The following is a 16,860-nucleotide window of genomic DNA, read 5'->3' as shown; positions in this document are numbered from 1 at the left end:
GGCCGGGCCTCGGACCAGAGGTCAGGTGCCCGGCGGTACCGCCGAACGTACGACTCGGGCGCGGAGGCTTCGAGGGCCAGGGGTCGAGTCGTGACTTGGATGGCCGTCTCCTGTTGGCGCAGGGGACGGCCATCGCCCGTTTACGGGCTTCGTTCGTTCGGCAGCATCAGGTCCTTCAGCTGGTCTCTGGAGCCAGCGAGCTCGGTGTGGGGGCACGGCGAGGCGAGGCACTTGATCAGAGGTGCCGAGAACTGATTCTGCTGTATCGAGCGTGCATACCCGGGAGCTGAGGAGACGAGGCATGAGCCGCCGTGGCTCGGCAACCGGAAGCCGCCGGCGTCAGAACACGCATTGGCGAGCATGCAGGACCTCCGTGGGCTTCCCCGAAGACGGGTACTCGGACTCGGCGTACATCTTCCTCCACCGACCGCGCAGCCGGGCCACTGCCCCGCCGTTCGGAGTGTCGTTCTGTCAGCGCCGTGCGCCGTGCCGCTCAATGCTGTCGAGGCAGGTGTCGGCGGAATCGAGCGTTGCCGAACGAGGCTGAGCAGGAACGGCATTCTTCGGGCTCCACCGCCAGCCCGTGCGCCACAGTGCTTCGGCGCGGTTGATAGCGGCCTGGATGCGGGCGCTGCGCTCGCTCAGGTCGAGGTGACCGGCCGCCTTGGTGGACTGGGCCTCGTGCTTGCGGTAGAGCTCGCCGGGCTTCTCCTGCATCCAGCCGTCGGCGACAGCCTCGGCCGCCAGGAGAAGGGCAGCGTCCTCGTAGCCGGGCAAGGCTGGCCAGCCACCGAGCGCCTGGACGATCTCGGTTCGTATCGTGCTGGTGGTGCCCATGACCGGCAGGGCATCGGCGATGGCGCCGTCGAGAAGCAGTCGGTGCGGCAGCGGACCCGGGGCGGGGTCGCTCGGTCCCGGCAGGAGGGTTCCGTCAGGCATGAGGTCGAGACAGGGCGCGGTTACCCATCCGATTTCGGGGTTCTCGGTGAGGACGCGGATGTCGCGGGCGAGAACCTCGGAGTCGGGCAGCAGGTCGTCAGCGTCCACCGTGCGAATGACCTCGCCCTTGGCGCGGAGAAGGCCCAGGGTCCGGGCGCGGGCAGCGCCGCCTGCGCGACCGTATCCAGTGGAGATCCAGGGATAGGCGGTGAGCAGCTCGTGGTGTCGAGCGAGAGCGCGTCCCTCTTCGCCGTCCTCCTGAACGACCCACTGGAGGCGCCACTCTTCGGGAAGCTGTTGTTCGCGCAGCGACTCGAGGGTCTCGGGAAGGTACGCGTCGCCGCCGTCGTGCACGGGCGTGATCACGGTGATGACGGGCACGATCAGCTCCGACGGGTGAGAGGGATGCGGTAGGTCAGGCGGGTGCGGGCGGCGGGCAGGAGTATCACGGAGTAGTCCACGACACGGCTGGTGCCGTCCGGCTCCTGTCCGGTGGTGGTCTTCTCGATGCACATGACGGTTGACCGTTCCGGCAGGCCCAGCTCTTCGGCCTCGGCAGCCTCGGCGTTGCGGGCAGTGACGTCCTCGGTGATCTCGACGGTCTCGATGCCGACGGTGGAGAGCTGGTGTTGGGTGCCACCGGGCCAGGGTTCGCGGGACGAGTCGAACAGCTCGGGATTGCGGCTGGGCACGTCGTAGGGAAGGAACGACGTGGTCAGGCCCTGGGGGACGGAGGAGCCGCTCGCGTAGGAGCGGTAGTCGCGGCGCAGCAGTCGCACGCCGACCTCGATGCCGAACACCTTGGCCAGATGCTCGTCAGCCTCAACGGAAGAGAACTCCGCGTGGAACCGGAAGGTCTCAGTCGGCAGCTTCGTCGTTGCCTCTGCGGCGCCCCAGGCCGCCCGCTCCTCGTCGGTGAGGTAGACGCGGTCTTTCTCCAGCTGATGGCGGTCGGAGTGCCGGTGGATGGCCGGCGGCCGCGGGGCGACGAACATCCCCGCGCCTCGGCGGCCGATGATGTCGCCGGTCTCTTTCAGCAGGTCGTAGGCGCGCTCGACCGTTTTTGACGTCACGCCGTATTCGGTGGCCAGGGCCTTCGAGGTCGGCAGTTTGTCCTCGGGGCTGTAGGCCCCGGTCCTGATCTTCTCGCGCACGTCATCGGCGATGCGCCGCATGACGCTGCTGCCGGTGGTGGGTGTCATGACCCGAACCTTATCGGTTCCGACACCACCCCCGAAAGGTTGTGTCGGAACTTCTTGAGAACGTGTCGAAACCTCTTGACGGTGTGTCGGAACTTCTGGCACCTTCATGGTCATCGCCAAGCAACACCACGGCGGCAGGCGGTAACTGACGCCCTGTCTGCTCTGGTTTGTCCTGCGCGAATGGCCCCCGGAGGAAGCCGGGGGAAGACGGGCCGAGGGCGTTGGAGCCCCGGCCGCGCAAAGCCCAACTCAACAGTGGACGAGGCCGGCGCGAAGGGCCTCACTGACGGACTGCCAGGCATGGCAGCCCCGCGCGATGCCGCCCAGACAGGGCGGAAAGCGGCGTAATCCCCTCGGCGGGTGCGAGAGACGGTCAGAGAACGCGACACGAGAAAGCGAACTGAAGGTCACCAGCAAGCCCCCGGCACCGCCCGTGCGCCACGAGCGCCGAGGCCGAGCCGGACACGGGCGGCGCACGGTCGCCCCGGCCCTGATTCCCCTCCCGGGCCGGATGCGGGGTTCGACTCCCCGGCCGCCCACCCACCACGTCGCACACGCAAGAAGGGCCTTCGGGGGCGTCTCCCCGAAGGCCCGCACGGACCAGCTCCCACCTAGACGAAGGAAGTGTCCGCGTGAGCACCATCATGCCCGAGACCGCGCTGCCCGTCCGAGCCGACGGCGCGATCGGCGAGACCGAAGACACCCTGACCATCGCCCTGGAGCTCGTCTCCGCCGTCGCCGCGCTCAACGCGCTCGGCATCGGGGTCCGCTTCGACATCGAGGCCGACGCCCTGAGCGCCGACATCCGCCTGACCCCCGAGACCCGGCACCTGCTCCCCGAGTTCGCCCGCCACTTCTCCTCGCCCGGCTGGTGCTTCCCCGCCCCCGGCGTCGCCCGCGCCGTCAACGTCATGAACCAGGGCCGGGTCTCCGTCACCGTCACCGGGCCCGACCCCGACCCGCACGCGGCGACCGCGATGCAGGCCACCGCCGACGCCGCCACCTGGCTCGACCCCGAGCTGCGCAACGTGTTCGACGCCAACCGCGCCGCCGAGGCCACCGGGGGGCGAGTCGCGTGAAGCTCCTCAGCCGCAAGCGTTACCAGCAGCTCCTGGCCGCTGAGGCCGCCGCCGCCCGCCTGGCCAACGGCGCCTCCATGACCCGCCGCATCCTCAAGGCCGCCGACCAGCTGCTCGTCGAGCGCGACGAGGAGAATGCCGCGCTGCGCCGTACGGTCGCCTCCACCGAGCAGGCCCTGAAGCAGGCCGACGAGGACGTCACGGAGTGGTCCACGGCCTACAAGACGCAGGCCGCGACCCTTCAGCAGACCCGCGAGGCGCTCGCCGCGGCCTCCGCCGACGCCGCCGTCGCCCTCCACGGCGAGATCACGGTGCACGTCTTGCAGCGCGGCAACAAGGTCCTCGCCGTGCGCCGCACCCCGCAGGAGCTGCGCGACCTCGCCCACACCACCGACCCGGACGTCTCGCCGGACCCGGCGCACTGGGGGCCGAGGCGCGACCCGCTGCCCGAGACCAGCTTCCGCCTCGGTTCCCACACCATCCCCGCGACCAGGACCTCGGAGGCAACGTCATGACCAGCCGCAGCCGCCGCTACCGCATCGCCCAGGCCGCGGACCTCGTCGTCTCCTGGCTGATCCCCTGCGCCCTGGTCGGCGACGTCGCCGCCCTCGTCCCCCGTATCCCCGACCGGGTGCTCGAGCCGGTCCATTGGCTCGCCGGGGACCGCTACGTCCTCGTCGCCGCCGGAACCATCGCGGTCCTCTTCTTCTGGGAGGCGTTCGCCGCCCCGGGCCTGCGCCGCAGGATCGAGCTGCGCTACGTCGCCGGCCTGCCGCTGCCGGAGTGGCTGGACCACCTCGGGCTGACCGCCGCGTGGAAGCGCCCGGCCCCCACCCCGGCCGAGTTCGACGCCGCCCACGGCGACCGAAGCCGCTGGGACGCCGCCGACTTCGAGGTCCATCAGAACCTCTGCCTGCACCAGCCGCGGCTGCCGCTCGCCATCAGCGCGGGCCGCCGCCTTGCCCTCCCGCCCGCCACACAGCACCAGGAGCACCACGCCGGATGAACACCCAGGGTGTCATCGACCTCGCAACCCTCATCCCTCTCCCACCCCCTGCCCCGACCGCTTTCGAGCTGCTGGCGATCGTCGAGCGCAATGCCCAGGCTCATGCGGACCGGATCATCACCGGGGCCCAGGAGCAGGCCGAGGACATCGTCACCGCCGCCCGAGCCGTCGAAGAGGCGGCCGGGCGCCGGTCCAAGACGGCGAAGGCCGAGCAGGACGAGGCCGCCGCCGCGTTCGCCCACACCCAAGCCCGCGCCAGGGCGCTCCTGGCGACGAATACGCAGCTGACTGACGGCATCAAGGAGCAGTTCGACAAGCTGCTCGCCGATGCCGGCGACGTCGCCGCCCACCTCACCGGCCGGGCGCACGAGCTGCGGGCGGAGGCGGCCGATGCCAACGCCAAGGCCACCACCGCCCTGAATGCCGCCCACGTCGAGGCCGAGCAGTTGGTGCGCGAGGCCCGCGCCGAGGCCGCCCGGCTCCTGGACGACGCCCGCCTGGAGGCCGCCGAGCAGCGGCACCAGGACACCGTCGCCCGGCACCAGGCGCTGACCAAAGCGGAATCCGATGCGGAGGAGGTGCGGAAGGCAGCCGCTGCCCAGGCGGCCGACGTCACCGCACAGGCCGACCAGGTCCTCGCCGATGCCCGGACGCAAGCCGAGGCGCGGATCACCGAGGCCGAGGAGAAGGCGGCCGGCATCGTCGAGGAGGCCGACGACCAGAGCGCGGCGATGCGTGAGGAGGCGCGCCGCCGTCTTCAGCAGGTCGAGGACCGCGAGGCGCAGTCGGCCGGCCGGGCCCGCGCCGAGGCCGAGCAGATCATCAGCGGGGCGAAGGCGGAGGCTGACAAGCTCACCGCCTCTGCTCAGGAGCGCCACGACCGGATCGTCGCCGAGGCCGAGGCGGTCTTGAAGAAGGCCTGCGACGACGAGGCCCGGCGCAAGTCGCGGTCGGCGAAGTGGCAGCGCGTCAGCGAACGTGCCTGGCGCGCCGCTCCGTGGCTGGCCCTGCTGGCGGCCGTCGGGCTCGCCGCGATCGGCGAGTACAAGCTCGCGCTGCTCCTGGGGTTCGAGGTCTTCTCCCCGCTGCTGCCGATCGCGGTGGACGTGTACTGCGTGACGGCGTTCAAGAAGAAGCGCGACGTGATCCCGGCGCTGATGCTCATGGCCGGGCTCAACGTGATCTACCACGTCATGCACCCGCCCGAGGGCGTACCGATCCAGCTGATCATCGGCGTCGTCATCGCCTTCGTCTGCGTCGTCTGGAGGGTCCACAACCTCACCGGCGACCACGGCAAGAAGGACCCGGACGGCAGCGTCGGCGGGGCGGCGGACGGCCGTACGGAACAGTCCGACGAGCCTCCCGGCGTTCCCCGTACGCCCGACCCGCGTACAGGCCGTACGCCCCCGCCTCCCCGGCCTCCCGTACGGCCCGGCCGTACGGACCGTACGGACGAGGCCCGTACGCCCCGTACGCCCAAGTCCCGTACGGACCGTACGGACCGCCGTACGGGCAAGGACCGTACGGCCGAGAAGCCCCCGGCCCGTACGGACGCCGAAGCCGTCGCCCACCTGCTCACGCTCCCGGTCGCGGACGACGGATTCCTCACCGTGAACCAGGCCCGTACGGCGCTTGGCTGCCGCCACGACAAGGCCGTCCGGCTGCTCGCCGAGGCCGGTCGTCTGCGGCCCGCGGACGCCGCCAAGTACGGCGTCACCACCCCCGCCCCGGCAGCGACCGCCGGATGACCCACCAGGGGCCGGGCCGCCCCCGACGGCCCGGCCCCCATCACTGACCCAGAGGAGAGACGATCATGGGCCAGCAGCCCGACCGATGGACCTCGGATCACCTGCTCACGCTCAAGCCGTACGGCATGCACATCTACGCGGAGCAGATCCGCGAGCACGCTCGCCGACAGTCGCACGACTTCCGCCTCCTGGCGCTCGAGGTGTTCACCGACTTGAAGGCGACGCCGCCCGAGGGCGACAACAAGGTCCAGGGCTGGGTGCACGCCTGGCAGGTCGCCCACGTCCTGCACCAGATGGAGCGCCACGCCCGCGCGATCATGGGCCTGGCCAAGACGCTGGAGAAGACCCACAAGAAGATCTACATCGACCTGCCGGAGAAACGGGCCGAGAAGGACGCCGAGAAGGCCCTCAACAAGGCCAACCGGCAGCAGATCGCCGCCGGCACCGCCGCGCAGCTGAACCAGACGCTCGCCCAGGCGCTGCCCGAGGCGCCGCCGATGCCCGCCGAGCCGCCCAAGGCGCCCGTCTTCGATCTCTTCAAGAGCACCGGGTCATGAGCCGCGCCAAGCCCGCCGCCCAGCAGCGGACGGCGAACCTCTCCGACTTCTACGGCACGCGCCAGCGCAAGGCCGGCAGCAACCGCGAGCTGTGCCAGGTCGCCTACGACCAGGCTCGCGCGATGGCCGCCGAGTGCGCCCGCGGCGGCGACGGCGAGGCCGCCTGGTACTCGCTCGCGACCGCCATCACGGCCTGGGTCCAGAACTACGGAAAGTAGCGCGCGTGACCACCACCATCACCACCCCGGCTTGGTCCGGGGGGTGCCCATGGAGCGCGCGCGACACGCGCGCGCGAGGCTCCCACCCACGGTCACACTCCGTCAACCCCGAAAGAGGGGCCAGTTTATGAGCGACACCACCGGGGACGGCACGACCGGACCCCTCGCCAGGCCGCGGATCGGTCTGCTTCCGCCGGTCTCCCCGCCCCTCCCGACACCCCCTTCCGCCGCCCCATCGGCTCCCCTGGCTGCCCCCGCGCAGGCCCCCGCCGACCCCGGCCACGACGGCCAGGACGACGGCGGCGGTTCGGGGTTCCCGACCCTCAACTACGGCGCCATCGCCCCGCCCGCCTGGTTCGCCCTCGGTGCTGGGGACGACGGCCAGGACGACACCGACGACGGCGGGGACGAGGAGACGGCCACCGCGGACGTCGGCAACGCCCCCGCGACGGCCGCCCTGGGGGTGATGCTCCTGTCCGCCATCGCGATCGCGGCCATGCGCGGCACCGCCGGGATCGCCGAGCGCGTCAAGGCGCGGGCCGAGCACAAGATGGCCGTCCGCGCCCAGGCCAAGGACGCCCAGGGGAGGACGGCCGCCGGCCACCGGGTGCCGAGTGGGCCCGAGTTCGGCCGCCGGGCCCGCCACGGCCACACAGGCGCCACCCCGCCCGGCGGCGGCCGCGGCGGCAACCGGCTCCCGGCCGCGTTCCGTTCCGGCGGCACTGGCACCCCGCGCGGCCGCACCGGTGGCCCTGGAGGGCGTACGGGCGGTCCTGGGGGACGTACCGCGCCGTCCCGGGGCGGCACCGGCTCCTCGTCCGGGAGCAGCCGCGGCCCGGCCGGGCACGGATCGGCCAGGCCCTCGTCCCGCGCGCCGGGTGGAACCGGCAGCGGTGGCGGTGGTGGCAGGTCCCGGTCCGGCCCTGCCTCCGGCGGGGGCAGCCCGGCGCGGCAGAACTCCCCGAAGGCCGCCCGTCCGCAGTCGGCCGGCGCCGGGTCTGCGGCTCGCCGCCCGCGCGGCGGCAACCAGAACAGCCCGTCGGGCGCGGGGCGTCCCGGCGGCGGAGGCCGCAGGGGCGGACGTCCGAACGGGCGCGGCCCGGCCGGCGGCGGCCGGGCACCGGCCGGGCGGCCCGGCACGGGCGGGGGGAAGAACCGGCGCCCGAACGTCGGTAACGGCGGCGCCCGGCCCGGTGCTCGTCCCGGTGCCCGCCCCGGCGGCGGGCGAGGTGGTGGTCGGCCGAACAACCGGGGCGCCGGCCGTGGTCCCGCCGGGGGCCGCAACGGCCGCAGGCCATGGCGGCCGCCGAACTCGACGCCGCCGATCTGGAGGGCCACCGGTCCGAACCCGCGCAAGCGGAGGAAGAAGCGGAACCGGAAGCACGCGTTCAAGCGGCCGAACTGGCTGAGGTGGCACCGGGCCCGGCACCGGCGCGCCGGAACCGTGCCCCCGCGCCCGCCTCATGGCGCCGGATGGGGCCCGGGGTACCCGCCGCCCCCGGGCCACGGACCGACGCCGCCGCCGGGCATGGGGCCGCAGCCGTTCACTGTCAACCTCACCCGCCTCTACCCCCCGCGACCGCAGTCGCCGCCCCGGACCGCGGCCGCCGCGGTCGCCCGCGCCCGGCCCGGCCTGCCCGCCACGCCCCCGGCCCCTGCCGCTCCGGCTCCCGCTCCGGCCCCGGCCTTCGCGGCCGCCCCGGCCCCGGGAGTCCCGGCCCTGGCAGTCCCGGCGCAGGCCTTGGCGCCCCCGGCCCCGGCGCCTGCTCCCCTCCCTGCTCCCGTTTCGCCGAATCGAGGACACGTCCCTGTGGCCGCACTTCCCGCTACGCCGAGCCCGGCGCACGTCGCCGCCCCGGCGGCCGACTCCGAGCTCACGATCTACGACCTGGTGGACGCCGACAACGATGCCGCCGAGCAGATCCTCCAGCGCGTCGACGACGCGCAAGCCTGCGTCGGCGCCTGCGAAGCCTTCCAGGCCCGCCTCGACGAGCTCCACGCCCGCATCGTCCATCTGAAGATCCCCGGACGGCTCCTCGGCTGGGCGGTACGGCTCAAGGAGAAGGCCGAGCAGATCCACAACCACTCTGCCGCCCTCGCCGCCGCCCTGCCCCGCGCCTCCGAGGCCATCCGCGTGGCCGGCGCCAACGCCGCCGCCCGCCACCAGCCGCTGGCCGACGCCGTCCGCGACGCCGGCCACGTCGCCCCCGCCGAGCGCCAGTACCACAAGGAGTAGACCCGATGTCCGACCTTGTCCCCGCCGCACGGAACGTCCTGCAGAAGACCGGCGAGATCGTCGGCGCCGCCGTCACCTACACCCTGCTCGTCGCCGAGCTCGCCTCCGCCTCCGCAGGGCTGCGCTTCATGGGCAGCCTCGTCCGCTCGACGTTCGACTACGTGGAGGACTGCGCCCGCGACGTCGACCAGCTCGCCGAGACCGCCGCGTCGATGAACGTGGACGCCGACACCGTCGCCGAGCACCACCAGGCCGCCCAGGTCATGCGCTCCGTCCTCGCTGAGGCCACTGACATGGCGGCCGCCTTCGAGGAGACGGCCACCAGCTTCGAGCAGGCCAAGGCCGACCACGAGGCCGACTACGGCGTCGTCAACGAAACCGCCCAGAACATGCCCGTCGAGATGGCCGACCGCGAGTTCTACGCCAACCGCTGACCCCCAGGGGGAGAGACCACCGTGTCCGTGCTCGACAAGATCCGCAGCTCCTTCGGCCGGGCGGGAACCATCGCCGGGGCCGCCGCCCTGGTCTTCACCGCCACCAACCCCACCGGCCTCGCCCTGACGATCCCCGGCACCCTCGCCGTCACCAGCGCGGGAATCCTGTTCTCCCTGCGCCCCCAGCGCCACCCCGTCCGCGCGGCCGTCACCGCCCTCTACACCGCCCCGAGCGTGGCGCTGCTCGGTGAGGCCATCACCTTCCGCGTCGTCGAGCCGTCCGTGCTCGTCGAACTCGCCGCCACCGCCGCCTGGGGCGCGGGTGTGTGGTGGCTGCGCCCGGCCCGCATCGCCACCGCCATGGCCGCCCAGGCCGCCCCCGTCACCGCCGAGGTCGTCGTCGTGGAACCGGCACCGGTGATGGCGGCCAACACTCCCGAGGAGCGTCTCGTGAAGTTCTGGTTCGAGTTCGTCGCGTGCGAGGGCGGCCAGGCCCCCGGCACCCAGCTGGTCCGGGCCGAGGTCACCGGCCCCCGTGACTTCCGCGCCGACATCGTCGCCCCCGCCGGCCAGCCCGTCCCCGACATCAACCTCGGCGTGCTGTCCGCGCTGACGAACATCCCGCCGGAGATGATCCGCATCGATCCGGTGCCCGGGTGCGGCACCGGCCGCAAGGCGCTGGTCGTCTCCTCCGGCCCCGTCGAGACCGGGACCGACATCGAGACCCTGTGGGACACCCACGTCGCCCAGCTCGCGATGCCCGGCGCGAAGATCGTCGCCGTGCGCCGGGGCAGCACCCGGACGGGGATGATGGCATGAGCGGCACCCTCGCCGTCCCCGGCGCGAACGAGTACGAGATCGACGTCGTCGAGCTCGAGCTGGAAGTCCCGCCCGGCGGGCTCATCAACTACGACCTGCGCAAGCTCCGATCCGCCCTCGGCGTCCTGGACCCCTCGTGCCTGACCGTCGAGACCGACGGGCTCCGGCGCGCGATCATCACCGTCTACCGCACCCCGCCGCTGGCGAACGTGCGCGCTCCTCGCCCCGAGGAGCTGGTCATGACGCCGGACGGCTACATCACCGTCGGCCTCTACCACGACGGCCGCCCCGCCCGGAAACGCCTCTACGTCCCCGGCTCCGGTGCCCAGCGCGGCGCGATGTTCGGCACCACCGGCGCCGGCAAGTCCAGGGCGTTGCAGCTGGTCCTTGCCGCGGAGAAGCGGTCGCGGATCTGCTCGTGGGTCGCCGACCTCAAGGGCGGCCAGTCCATCCCCGAGGCCCGGAAGAACGTCGACTGGTACGTCACCAGCCCCGAGGAGGCGATCCTCCTGCTGCGGGCCGCGGTGAAGGTCGCCGAGGAGCGGATGCGCCGCTACGCCGCCCTGGGCCGCTCGATGTTCATCCTGGGCCGCCCCGACCCGCTGCTGAGCGTGCGGATCGACGAGGCGAACCGGTTGCTGGAGAAGGGCGCCCCCTACAGGGACGAGGCGACCTACCTCCTTAAGGAACTGGGCCGTACGGGCCGCTCGGTCGGCGTCGGCGAGGACCTGGAAGCGCAGGCCGGCCACGTCGACGAACTCGGCGGCTCCGACACGCTCAGGGCCTTCCTCAAGGAGGGCGACATCGTCCTGCTGCGCTGGTCGTCCAGCATGATGCAGGCCCTCGTCGCCGACGGCCTGCTGCCGCTGGGGGCGCAGCTCGCGCCGATCCCCCGCCTCGACGGCCCCCCGGTCCTGAAGTCCCGCTTCGACCTCGACGCGACGGACGACGAGGGCTCGACGACCGGCGGCATGGCCTACCTCCTCGGCGGCCCCCGCCCCACTGCCCTCATGCGCTTCTTCCAGGTCGGCACCCCCGGCATCGTCGAGGGCCTGGACCCGGTCATCCTCGACCTCTACGGCCACGACGAGCCCGAGCGCCTGGAGCGCGAGTCGTGGGACGCGGCCGGCGCCGCCTACCAGGCGCGCGGCCAGGGAATCCCCGTCCAACTCATCACCCAGGTCAAGCAGCAGGCCGACGCCAAGGCCAACGGGCCCAAGCCCACCACGGCCGCCCGCGTCTTGAAGGCCCTCGAAGACGGCGAGCCGTGGGCGAAGGACGACATCCTCGCCGCCCTGAAGAACGACGGCTACGGCGAGGTCTCGCCCGGCGGCCTGACGAACACCCTGGTCGCCCTGAAGAAGGCCGACAAGGTCCTCTCGCCCGAGCAGGGCGTCTACCAGCTCCCCCAGTAACCCACCCTCAAGGAGACCGTTTCCGTGGCCGTCAGCGTCAGCCTCGTCGTCATCCTGCTCATCCTCGTGATCATGCTCATGCGCTTCGGGTACGTACGCGGCGGCAGCGCCGTCGTCTGCATCCTGCTGGGCTTCTTCCTCGCCTCCACCGGCCTCGCCCCCGCCATCAACCAGAGCGCCCAGGCCCTCGCCCACGCGCTCGGCGCCGTCCGCCTCTGACCAGGCGAGAGGGACACACATGTTAAGCACCGTCATCGCCGTACTCGGCACCCTGCTCGGCGCCGTCGTCGCCGGGCTCCTCCAGCACCGCGCCGCCCGTACCGCCCGGGACGACGCCCGCATCGACCACCGTCGCGACCAGGAACTCCAGGCCGCAACCGACTTCGCCTCCGCCATCGCCGGCCACCGCCGCGCGATGACCGTCCGGGAAGAACTGCGGCTCACCGGAGCCGACCCCGACCGCATCGCAGCGGCCCGCGCCGAGTCGCACACCACCCGCTCGGCCATCGAGGCCCCCAAGGTCCTGGTCTCGATCCTCGCCCCCTCGCTCGCCCCGGCCGCGGAAGAGGCCGCCCAGGCCGCCTACGCGATCCGGAACGCCGCGTCCCTGGAGGCGCTCACCGCGCTCCGGGAGGACGCCATCCAGGCCGCCAACCGCTTCGTGGAAGCCGCCGCCCACCGCTTCGCCTGACCGAGCCAGCCCGCGAAGCGCAGGGCCTCGCGCAGCTTCTGACCGACGACCGCACAAGCCGCGGGGACCGGCCTCCCGTCACAGAACGCCGGTCCCCGCAGTGCTCGCTACAAGGAGCCCACCCAGCATGGCCGACCCCATCCCCTACGTCAGCACCCCGCACCAGACCGCCTACCCCGTCCCCGCCGCGCGCGGAGAAGTCGAGCTCTACAGCGTGCGCGTCCCGGCGGCCGTGGAGATCACCATGCCGGACGGCCGGGTGATGTGGGCCCACGAAGTCGCCCCCCGTCTCGAGGCCGCCCCCGCCCACCAGGCCGGCGCCGCCCAGCCGGTGCCCGGGTGGGCGAAGGGCGTGTGCCTGGCCGCCGTCGCCCTCTCCGGAACCGGGCTGGCCCTCTCACTCGCGCTGCGCATCGCCGCCCCCGCCGTGACGGAGGTATCGACCGCCATGACCACGCTCACCCCGCTCGTCGTACTCATCGCGGCCGTCGTCGGCTGGATCGCCATCCGCCTGCGCACCGCCACCGCCTCGAAGGCCGGCACCGAGCAGCAGCCCGACCCGGTGCCCGCGGTCATCCACGGCCAGGGCGGCCACGGCGGCCGCCTGTTCTCCCCCGGCGGCACCGGCGTCCGCATCAAGACCCTCAACATCCACCGCTGAAAGGGACCACGACCATGTCGTACGACTACGAGCTCGACGAAGAACTCGGCCTGATCGACGACCTCCCCGACGAGCCGACCACGCGTGAGGAATACGTCTCGCGCTGCCTCGGCCCGCAACAGATCGGCGGCCGCTACCACTGCGGCTACTGGAACCAGGACTACCGGGTCATTGCCATCGACCACGGCGACGACGACCGCTGGTGGTCCATCACCGTCCAGTGGGACAACAACCGCACCACGAACCACTGCACCGCTTGGGACGAGGACAACGACCGCGTCATCAGCCAGCCCGAGTAGCACCGGCCACATCCGCACCGTTCCCCCGCCAGCCAGCACACCTGATCAGTACGCTCCCCCGCACAACCCCCACCAGGAGGACCTCATGGCCACCGTCAACAACCACATCGCACCCGGCGCCCGCATATCCGGCGTCGCCATCCAGGGAGCCAACTTCACCGTCGTCCACGGCCGCCGAACCACCGCGGTTCCCGCTCCCGCTCCCGCCGCCGTTCCCGTCAACCTCGCCGACGGCGTCGTCCGGGCGCCGGACGGGACCGTCATCGCCCCCGAGCGCAATGCCCACGTCATCGCCGGACTCCTGCTGGAACTGGCCGCCCTCGTCCCCGCCAAGGCCGAGCTGGCCACCGCCTACGCCCACGCCATGACCGGCCCCCAGAACTGACCGGCACCACCGAAGAGAGGAGCGCCGGTGGGGACCTACGACTTCGACACCCCCGAGGAAGAGATCGCCTTCCTGGAGCGCGAGATCGTCCGCTACCAGCACATGCGCAACATCACCTCACACGAGGACCCCACCACCCGCGGCTACGCCCAGGACCGCATCGACCAGCTGCACCACCGCATCAAGGAATGCGAGGACGAGATCGCCCTCCGCGACGACGGCACCCCGCTGCTGACCAGGGCCGCATTCATCCTCGGCGCCAGCCTCGCGATGCTCGTCGGCTGGTGGATCGGCGCCCTGTGGTCCTGGATCACCTTCGGCATCCTCGCCGCCCTCTTCGTCCTCGCCGCCCTCTGACCCGAGCCCAGGGCCGATGCCGCCCTCCTGGGGCAAGACGCGGGGGCTTGGTGAGCGGAGCTTCAGCACGCACGAAAAGGCGCCCCATCCTCCGGGATGGGGCGCCTTTTCGTCTTTCTGCGGGCCGTCAGGCTGCCGCCGGCTCCTTGTGTTCCTCGGCTGGCTCCTCCTGGGCGCCACGTGCCTCGGGTACGGACTTGGCCGCTGGCTCCAGCGGCTTCAGCTCCTTCCGTACCTTGTCGATGTGGGCCTGGAGCTCGTCGAGGTAACGGTGCGCGGCCGCCGAGTCCTTCTTCGCGAGGCGACGCACCCAGCGCGACGGCACCGCCTTCTCCACCTGCTCGGCGAAGTCGACCGGCTCGTCGTCGTCCTCCCCACCTTCTTTGAGGGACTTGAGGTAAGCCCGTACATGCGCGGCGATTTCCTCGGCGTCGAAGTCGCCCTCCGGGAGTGCCTCGACCGCGCCCTTGAGGACCTTGGCGGTCACGTTGACGCCGTCGACTTCGACCGTGGTCTGGTAGACCAGCACGGCCGCGTCCACGTCCCAGGAGTCGGCGACCGGTACCAGCTCCCACACCTGGGCCTGGTTCAGAGCCTTGAGTGCTCTCTCGGCGTTGGCGCTCAGCGGAGTGGGCTTCTTGGCGGCTCCATTTGGAGCCGCTTCGTTCGAGAGGAGTTCGAATACAGCTTCGGCGATCTTCCACGTCCGGATCAGCTTGTTGGCGTACGCCTTCCGCATCCGCCAGTGCTTCCAGACGTAGTCGTCGAAGGATTCGGATTCGGCGCGGTAGAGCCTGCCCTCGCGGATGTTCTCCAGCGCCTTGCCTGCCAGCCAGAAAGCCCACTGCAAGGTGTCGACCGCAGCCTTGCACTGGGCCAGCATCTCCTGCTCTTCCGAGGTCAGGGTCTCCGGCTGCTGAGACAGCGGTCGGCTCAGTGGCTTGAGTGCCTTCGCCATGTCGATGGCGCTCTTGAACTCGAACCGGTCCTGCGCGGAGGCGCCGCGCTGCCTGCCCATCAGATCAGTCCTTCCACGCCCAGGGCGAGCTTGTAGAAATCTTCGCGGGCTCGAAGCGCCGTCCCGCTCTCTGGGTACTGGATCACCGTCATGCCACGCTCTGGTGCCTGAGCGTGGAGCTTGTATCGGCGGATCGGCTGGGACATGTACTGGTAGCCGCGCTTCGTGCACCACTCCTGCATTTCCCGGAGGTCCGCCTTGGTGCGGTCCGTTCCGGAGTCCCAGTTGTTGATGACCACCCGGAAGGGGATGCCTCGCGGACGTAGCAGCCGCTCGATGGTGTACTCCGCAGGGTCGTGGGTGAGGGTCTCCACGGGCACGATCGGCACCAGGGCAAGGTCAGTCAGCTCCAGGACCTCGCGCATCGCTTCGGCGGCCGGGCCGTTGCCGAGCGGGTCGATGGCGTCGATCTCGGCATCCGGGTCGATGTCGGCGAAGCCCGGGGTGTCGACGATGATCCGCAGTACATCGGGGTCCTCGGCGAGCTTGGTGAGTTCGCCGAGCTTGCCGTGGGTGACCACGTAGTCGAACGGGAGACGGTCCTCGGGAACCTTGCGTGCCCACTTCTCAAGGGAACCCTGGAGGTCGATGCCGGCGGCGACGACTGGGCATGGGGCGTCTGGCGTCGGGGGAGGGTTGTTCTCACCCATCACAGCGGCGACGTTGACGGCGTCGGTGGATTTCCCAGCGCCGCCCTTCTGCTGGAAAAACGAGATGACTTTGGCGCGGCGAGCGGTGTTGATCGCTCTTTGCGGGGTGAGGGGCATGCGGAACTCTCCTCCGTGGGCTTCCCCTGGTGGGTACTCGGACGTGCTAAATGTTGCCAGAGGTAACGCGGTGCCAGTGACCACCGCGCCGCCGGTCGCCTCAGTGCGAGTCACGCGGAAGCGGCAGGCTCCAATTGGAGCCACTTTGTTCGACGAGATTTCGAGCGAAACGGTACGGCGCTCCTGGGCTACCGTCTCGTCCTCGGCGTCAGACGGCGGTGTCCGTGTGGTCGGCCTCGCCGGGTTCCGTGACGGCTGGCTCCGGTGACGCTTGGGCGGGGAGCTCGGTCTGTTGCCCGTTGCGGCCGGCCCGGACGATGGCTGCGCGCATCAGGTCCCCGGTGGTGAGGACCTGGGCGCGGAGACGCTCTCGGGCTTCCAGCGCGGCCTGCGGGGCGGAGGGGCGCATCGCTGCCGCCATGAGCGCGAGCTGTCCGGGGATGCCGTCACGGGCAGCGTCGCGGAGGACCACCTCGCCGGAGCGGCCCCACCGGTCGTCCCACTCCTGCAAGGCTTCGACGGCGTCCTTGCTCGTCCAATACGCGGCGCGCCGCACCGTCTCCGCCAGCGTGTGGGGGAGCTTCACCGCGAGGCGCTCCTCGTACCCGCCCTCACCCATTGCCTTGCTCGGTGGGGTGCCCCAGCGCCGGCCGGGCGCGTTGAGTTCGCCGTCGGGAGGCTTCGGCCATTCCTTGTCCAGGCCTCGAGCGCGCAGTTCCTCCTGTACGGCCCTGGCGACGAGCAGGTCCCGGGAGCCGCCCAGCTCGCCGGAGGCGCGTTTGGCGGCCAGCTCAGCCCTGATCTTCCGGCGCACTGCGGCGGCTTCGCGTCGCGACAGGTCTAGCAGCTGCTCGCGCTGTTCGGTCAGCCACTCCTTCTCCCGGGCCCGTTCGAGCTTCGCCTGCTTCTCCAACCGTTGCAGCGGCTCGCTGTCCAGCGCCACCAAGATGTTCACCCACGCCATGGTGGACAAGGTAGCTAGATAAGGCGTGGGGGGCCCAGCACGCCTTGGCCGTCACTCCGTGCGTG

General features: G+C 71.6%; 21 protein-coding genes. 16 read left to right on the top strand and 5 right to left on the bottom strand.

Annotated features, from left to right (window positions below; translation table 11 throughout):
• Positions 1 to 471 precede the first annotated feature (471 nt).
• A complete protein-coding gene (locus ACOTKD_RS37270; protein ID WP_424893452.1) occupies positions 472 to 1,320 on the bottom strand; it encodes a glycosyltransferase in 849 nt (282 codons plus the stop codon).
• A gap of 2 nt (positions 1,321 to 1,322) precedes the next feature.
• Positions 1,323 to 2,141: a GntR family transcriptional regulator gene (locus tag ACOTKD_RS37265; protein ID WP_424893451.1), complete on the bottom strand. Its 819-nt coding sequence runs from the start codon at positions 2,139 to 2,141 to the stop codon at positions 1,323 to 1,325.
• 632 nt (positions 2,142 to 2,773) lie between these two features.
• On the opposite strand from ACOTKD_RS37265, the gene ACOTKD_RS37260 reads away from it, so the two are divergent.
• The 16 genes from ACOTKD_RS37260 (at position 2,774) to ACOTKD_RS37185 (ending at position 14,046) form a co-directional block, all read left to right on the top strand.
• Complete coding sequence (locus ACOTKD_RS37260; protein ID WP_424893450.1) at positions 2,774 to 3,220, top strand: hypothetical protein; 447 nt, start codon at positions 2,774 to 2,776, stop codon at positions 3,218 to 3,220.
• Complete coding sequence (locus ACOTKD_RS37255) at positions 3,217 to 3,735, top strand: hypothetical protein (protein ID WP_424893449.1); 519 nt, start codon at positions 3,217 to 3,219, stop codon at positions 3,733 to 3,735. Before ACOTKD_RS37260 ends, ACOTKD_RS37255 begins: the two co-directional genes overlap by 4 nt.
• Entirely contained in the window at positions 3,732 to 4,226 is a 495-nt protein-coding gene (locus tag ACOTKD_RS37250) for a hypothetical protein (RefSeq protein ID WP_424893448.1), read from the top strand. Before ACOTKD_RS37255 ends, ACOTKD_RS37250 begins: the two co-directional genes overlap by 4 nt.
• Positions 4,223 to 5,974 carry a hypothetical protein gene (locus ACOTKD_RS37245; protein WP_424893447.1) on the top strand — a complete coding sequence of 584 codons (1,752 nt, stop codon included), beginning with the start codon at positions 4,223 to 4,225 and terminating at the stop codon, positions 5,972 to 5,974. The genes ACOTKD_RS37250 and ACOTKD_RS37245 overlap by 4 nt, the downstream gene beginning before the upstream one ends.
• A gap of 65 nt (positions 5,975 to 6,039) precedes the next feature.
• Positions 6,040 to 6,531 carry a hypothetical protein gene (locus ACOTKD_RS37240; protein WP_424893446.1) on the top strand — a complete coding sequence of 164 codons (492 nt, stop codon included), beginning with the start codon at positions 6,040 to 6,042 and terminating at the stop codon, positions 6,529 to 6,531.
• Positions 6,528 to 6,749, top strand: a complete 222-nt coding sequence (locus ACOTKD_RS37235; RefSeq protein WP_424893445.1) for a hypothetical protein — start codon at positions 6,528 to 6,530, stop codon at positions 6,747 to 6,749. The genes ACOTKD_RS37240 and ACOTKD_RS37235 overlap by 4 nt, the downstream gene beginning before the upstream one ends.
• 127 nt (positions 6,750 to 6,876) lie before the next feature.
• Entirely contained in the window at positions 6,877 to 8,985 is a 2,109-nt protein-coding gene (locus ACOTKD_RS37230) for a hypothetical protein (RefSeq protein ID WP_424893444.1), read from the top strand.
• Between the two features lie 5 nt (positions 8,986 to 8,990).
• Positions 8,991 to 9,419, top strand: a complete 429-nt coding sequence (locus ACOTKD_RS37225) for a hypothetical protein (RefSeq protein ID WP_424893443.1) — start codon at positions 8,991 to 8,993, stop codon at positions 9,417 to 9,419.
• A 21-nt stretch (positions 9,420 to 9,440) separates the two neighbouring features.
• Positions 9,441 to 10,238 carry a hypothetical protein gene (locus ACOTKD_RS37220; protein ID WP_424893442.1) on the top strand — a complete coding sequence of 266 codons (798 nt, stop codon included), beginning with the start codon at positions 9,441 to 9,443 and terminating at the stop codon, positions 10,236 to 10,238.
• Positions 10,235 to 11,653, top strand: coding sequence for a transfer protein (locus tag ACOTKD_RS37215; protein ID WP_424893441.1), 1,419 nt, complete (start codon positions 10,235 to 10,237; stop codon positions 11,651 to 11,653). The genes ACOTKD_RS37220 and ACOTKD_RS37215 overlap by 4 nt, the downstream gene beginning before the upstream one ends.
• 24 nt (positions 11,654 to 11,677) lie before the next feature.
• A complete protein-coding gene (locus ACOTKD_RS37210; RefSeq protein WP_424893440.1) occupies positions 11,678 to 11,872 on the top strand; it encodes a hypothetical protein in 195 nt (64 codons plus the stop codon).
• 19 nt (positions 11,873 to 11,891) lie between these two features.
• Positions 11,892 to 12,344 (top strand): protein kilB, encoded by a 453-nt coding sequence (locus ACOTKD_RS37205; protein ID WP_424893439.1) that lies wholly within the window; start codon positions 11,892 to 11,894, stop codon positions 12,342 to 12,344.
• 127 nt (positions 12,345 to 12,471) lie between these two features.
• Positions 12,472 to 13,005 (top strand): hypothetical protein, encoded by a 534-nt coding sequence (locus ACOTKD_RS37200; RefSeq protein ID WP_424893438.1) that lies wholly within the window; start codon positions 12,472 to 12,474, stop codon positions 13,003 to 13,005.
• Positions 13,006 to 13,019: 14 nt separating this feature from the next.
• Complete coding sequence (locus ACOTKD_RS37195) at positions 13,020 to 13,304, top strand: hypothetical protein (RefSeq protein ID WP_424893437.1); 285 nt, start codon at positions 13,020 to 13,022, stop codon at positions 13,302 to 13,304.
• An 85-nt stretch (positions 13,305 to 13,389) separates the two neighbouring features.
• A complete protein-coding gene (locus ACOTKD_RS37190) occupies positions 13,390 to 13,689 on the top strand; it encodes a hypothetical protein (RefSeq protein ID WP_424893436.1) in 300 nt (99 codons plus the stop codon).
• A 27-nt stretch (positions 13,690 to 13,716) separates the two neighbouring features.
• On the top strand, positions 13,717 to 14,046 hold the full coding sequence (locus ACOTKD_RS37185; RefSeq protein WP_424893435.1) for a hypothetical protein: 330 nt from the start codon (positions 13,717 to 13,719) through the stop codon (positions 14,044 to 14,046).
• A 127-nt stretch (positions 14,047 to 14,173) separates the two neighbouring features.
• Here the strand turns inward: ACOTKD_RS37185 and ACOTKD_RS37180 are convergent, their stop codons facing one another.
• The 3 genes from ACOTKD_RS37180 to ACOTKD_RS37170 all read right to left on the bottom strand — a co-directional run bounded on the left by ACOTKD_RS37180 (position 14,174) and on the right by ACOTKD_RS37170 (position 16,786).
• Positions 14,174 to 15,064 (bottom strand): hypothetical protein, encoded by an 891-nt coding sequence (locus ACOTKD_RS37180; RefSeq protein ID WP_424893434.1) that lies wholly within the window; start codon positions 15,062 to 15,064, stop codon positions 14,174 to 14,176.
• Entirely contained in the window at positions 15,064 to 15,831 is a 768-nt protein-coding gene (locus ACOTKD_RS37175) for a ParA family protein (RefSeq protein ID WP_424893433.1), read from the bottom strand. The genes ACOTKD_RS37180 and ACOTKD_RS37175 overlap by 1 nt, the downstream gene beginning before the upstream one ends.
• 208 nt (positions 15,832 to 16,039) lie before the next feature.
• Positions 16,040 to 16,786, bottom strand: a complete 747-nt coding sequence (locus ACOTKD_RS37170; protein WP_424893432.1) for a hypothetical protein — start codon at positions 16,784 to 16,786, stop codon at positions 16,040 to 16,042.
• Positions 16,787 to 16,860 lie beyond the last annotated feature (74 nt).

It is taken from the genome of Streptomyces sp. XH2, from assembly GCF_049725035.1.
Classification (GTDB): Bacteria; Actinomycetota; Actinomycetes; order Streptomycetales; family Streptomycetaceae; genus Streptomyces; species Streptomyces roseoverticillatus.
The sequence above is the reverse complement of the archived record's forward strand: the minus strand, read 5'-3'. Positions and strand labels throughout refer to the sequence as shown.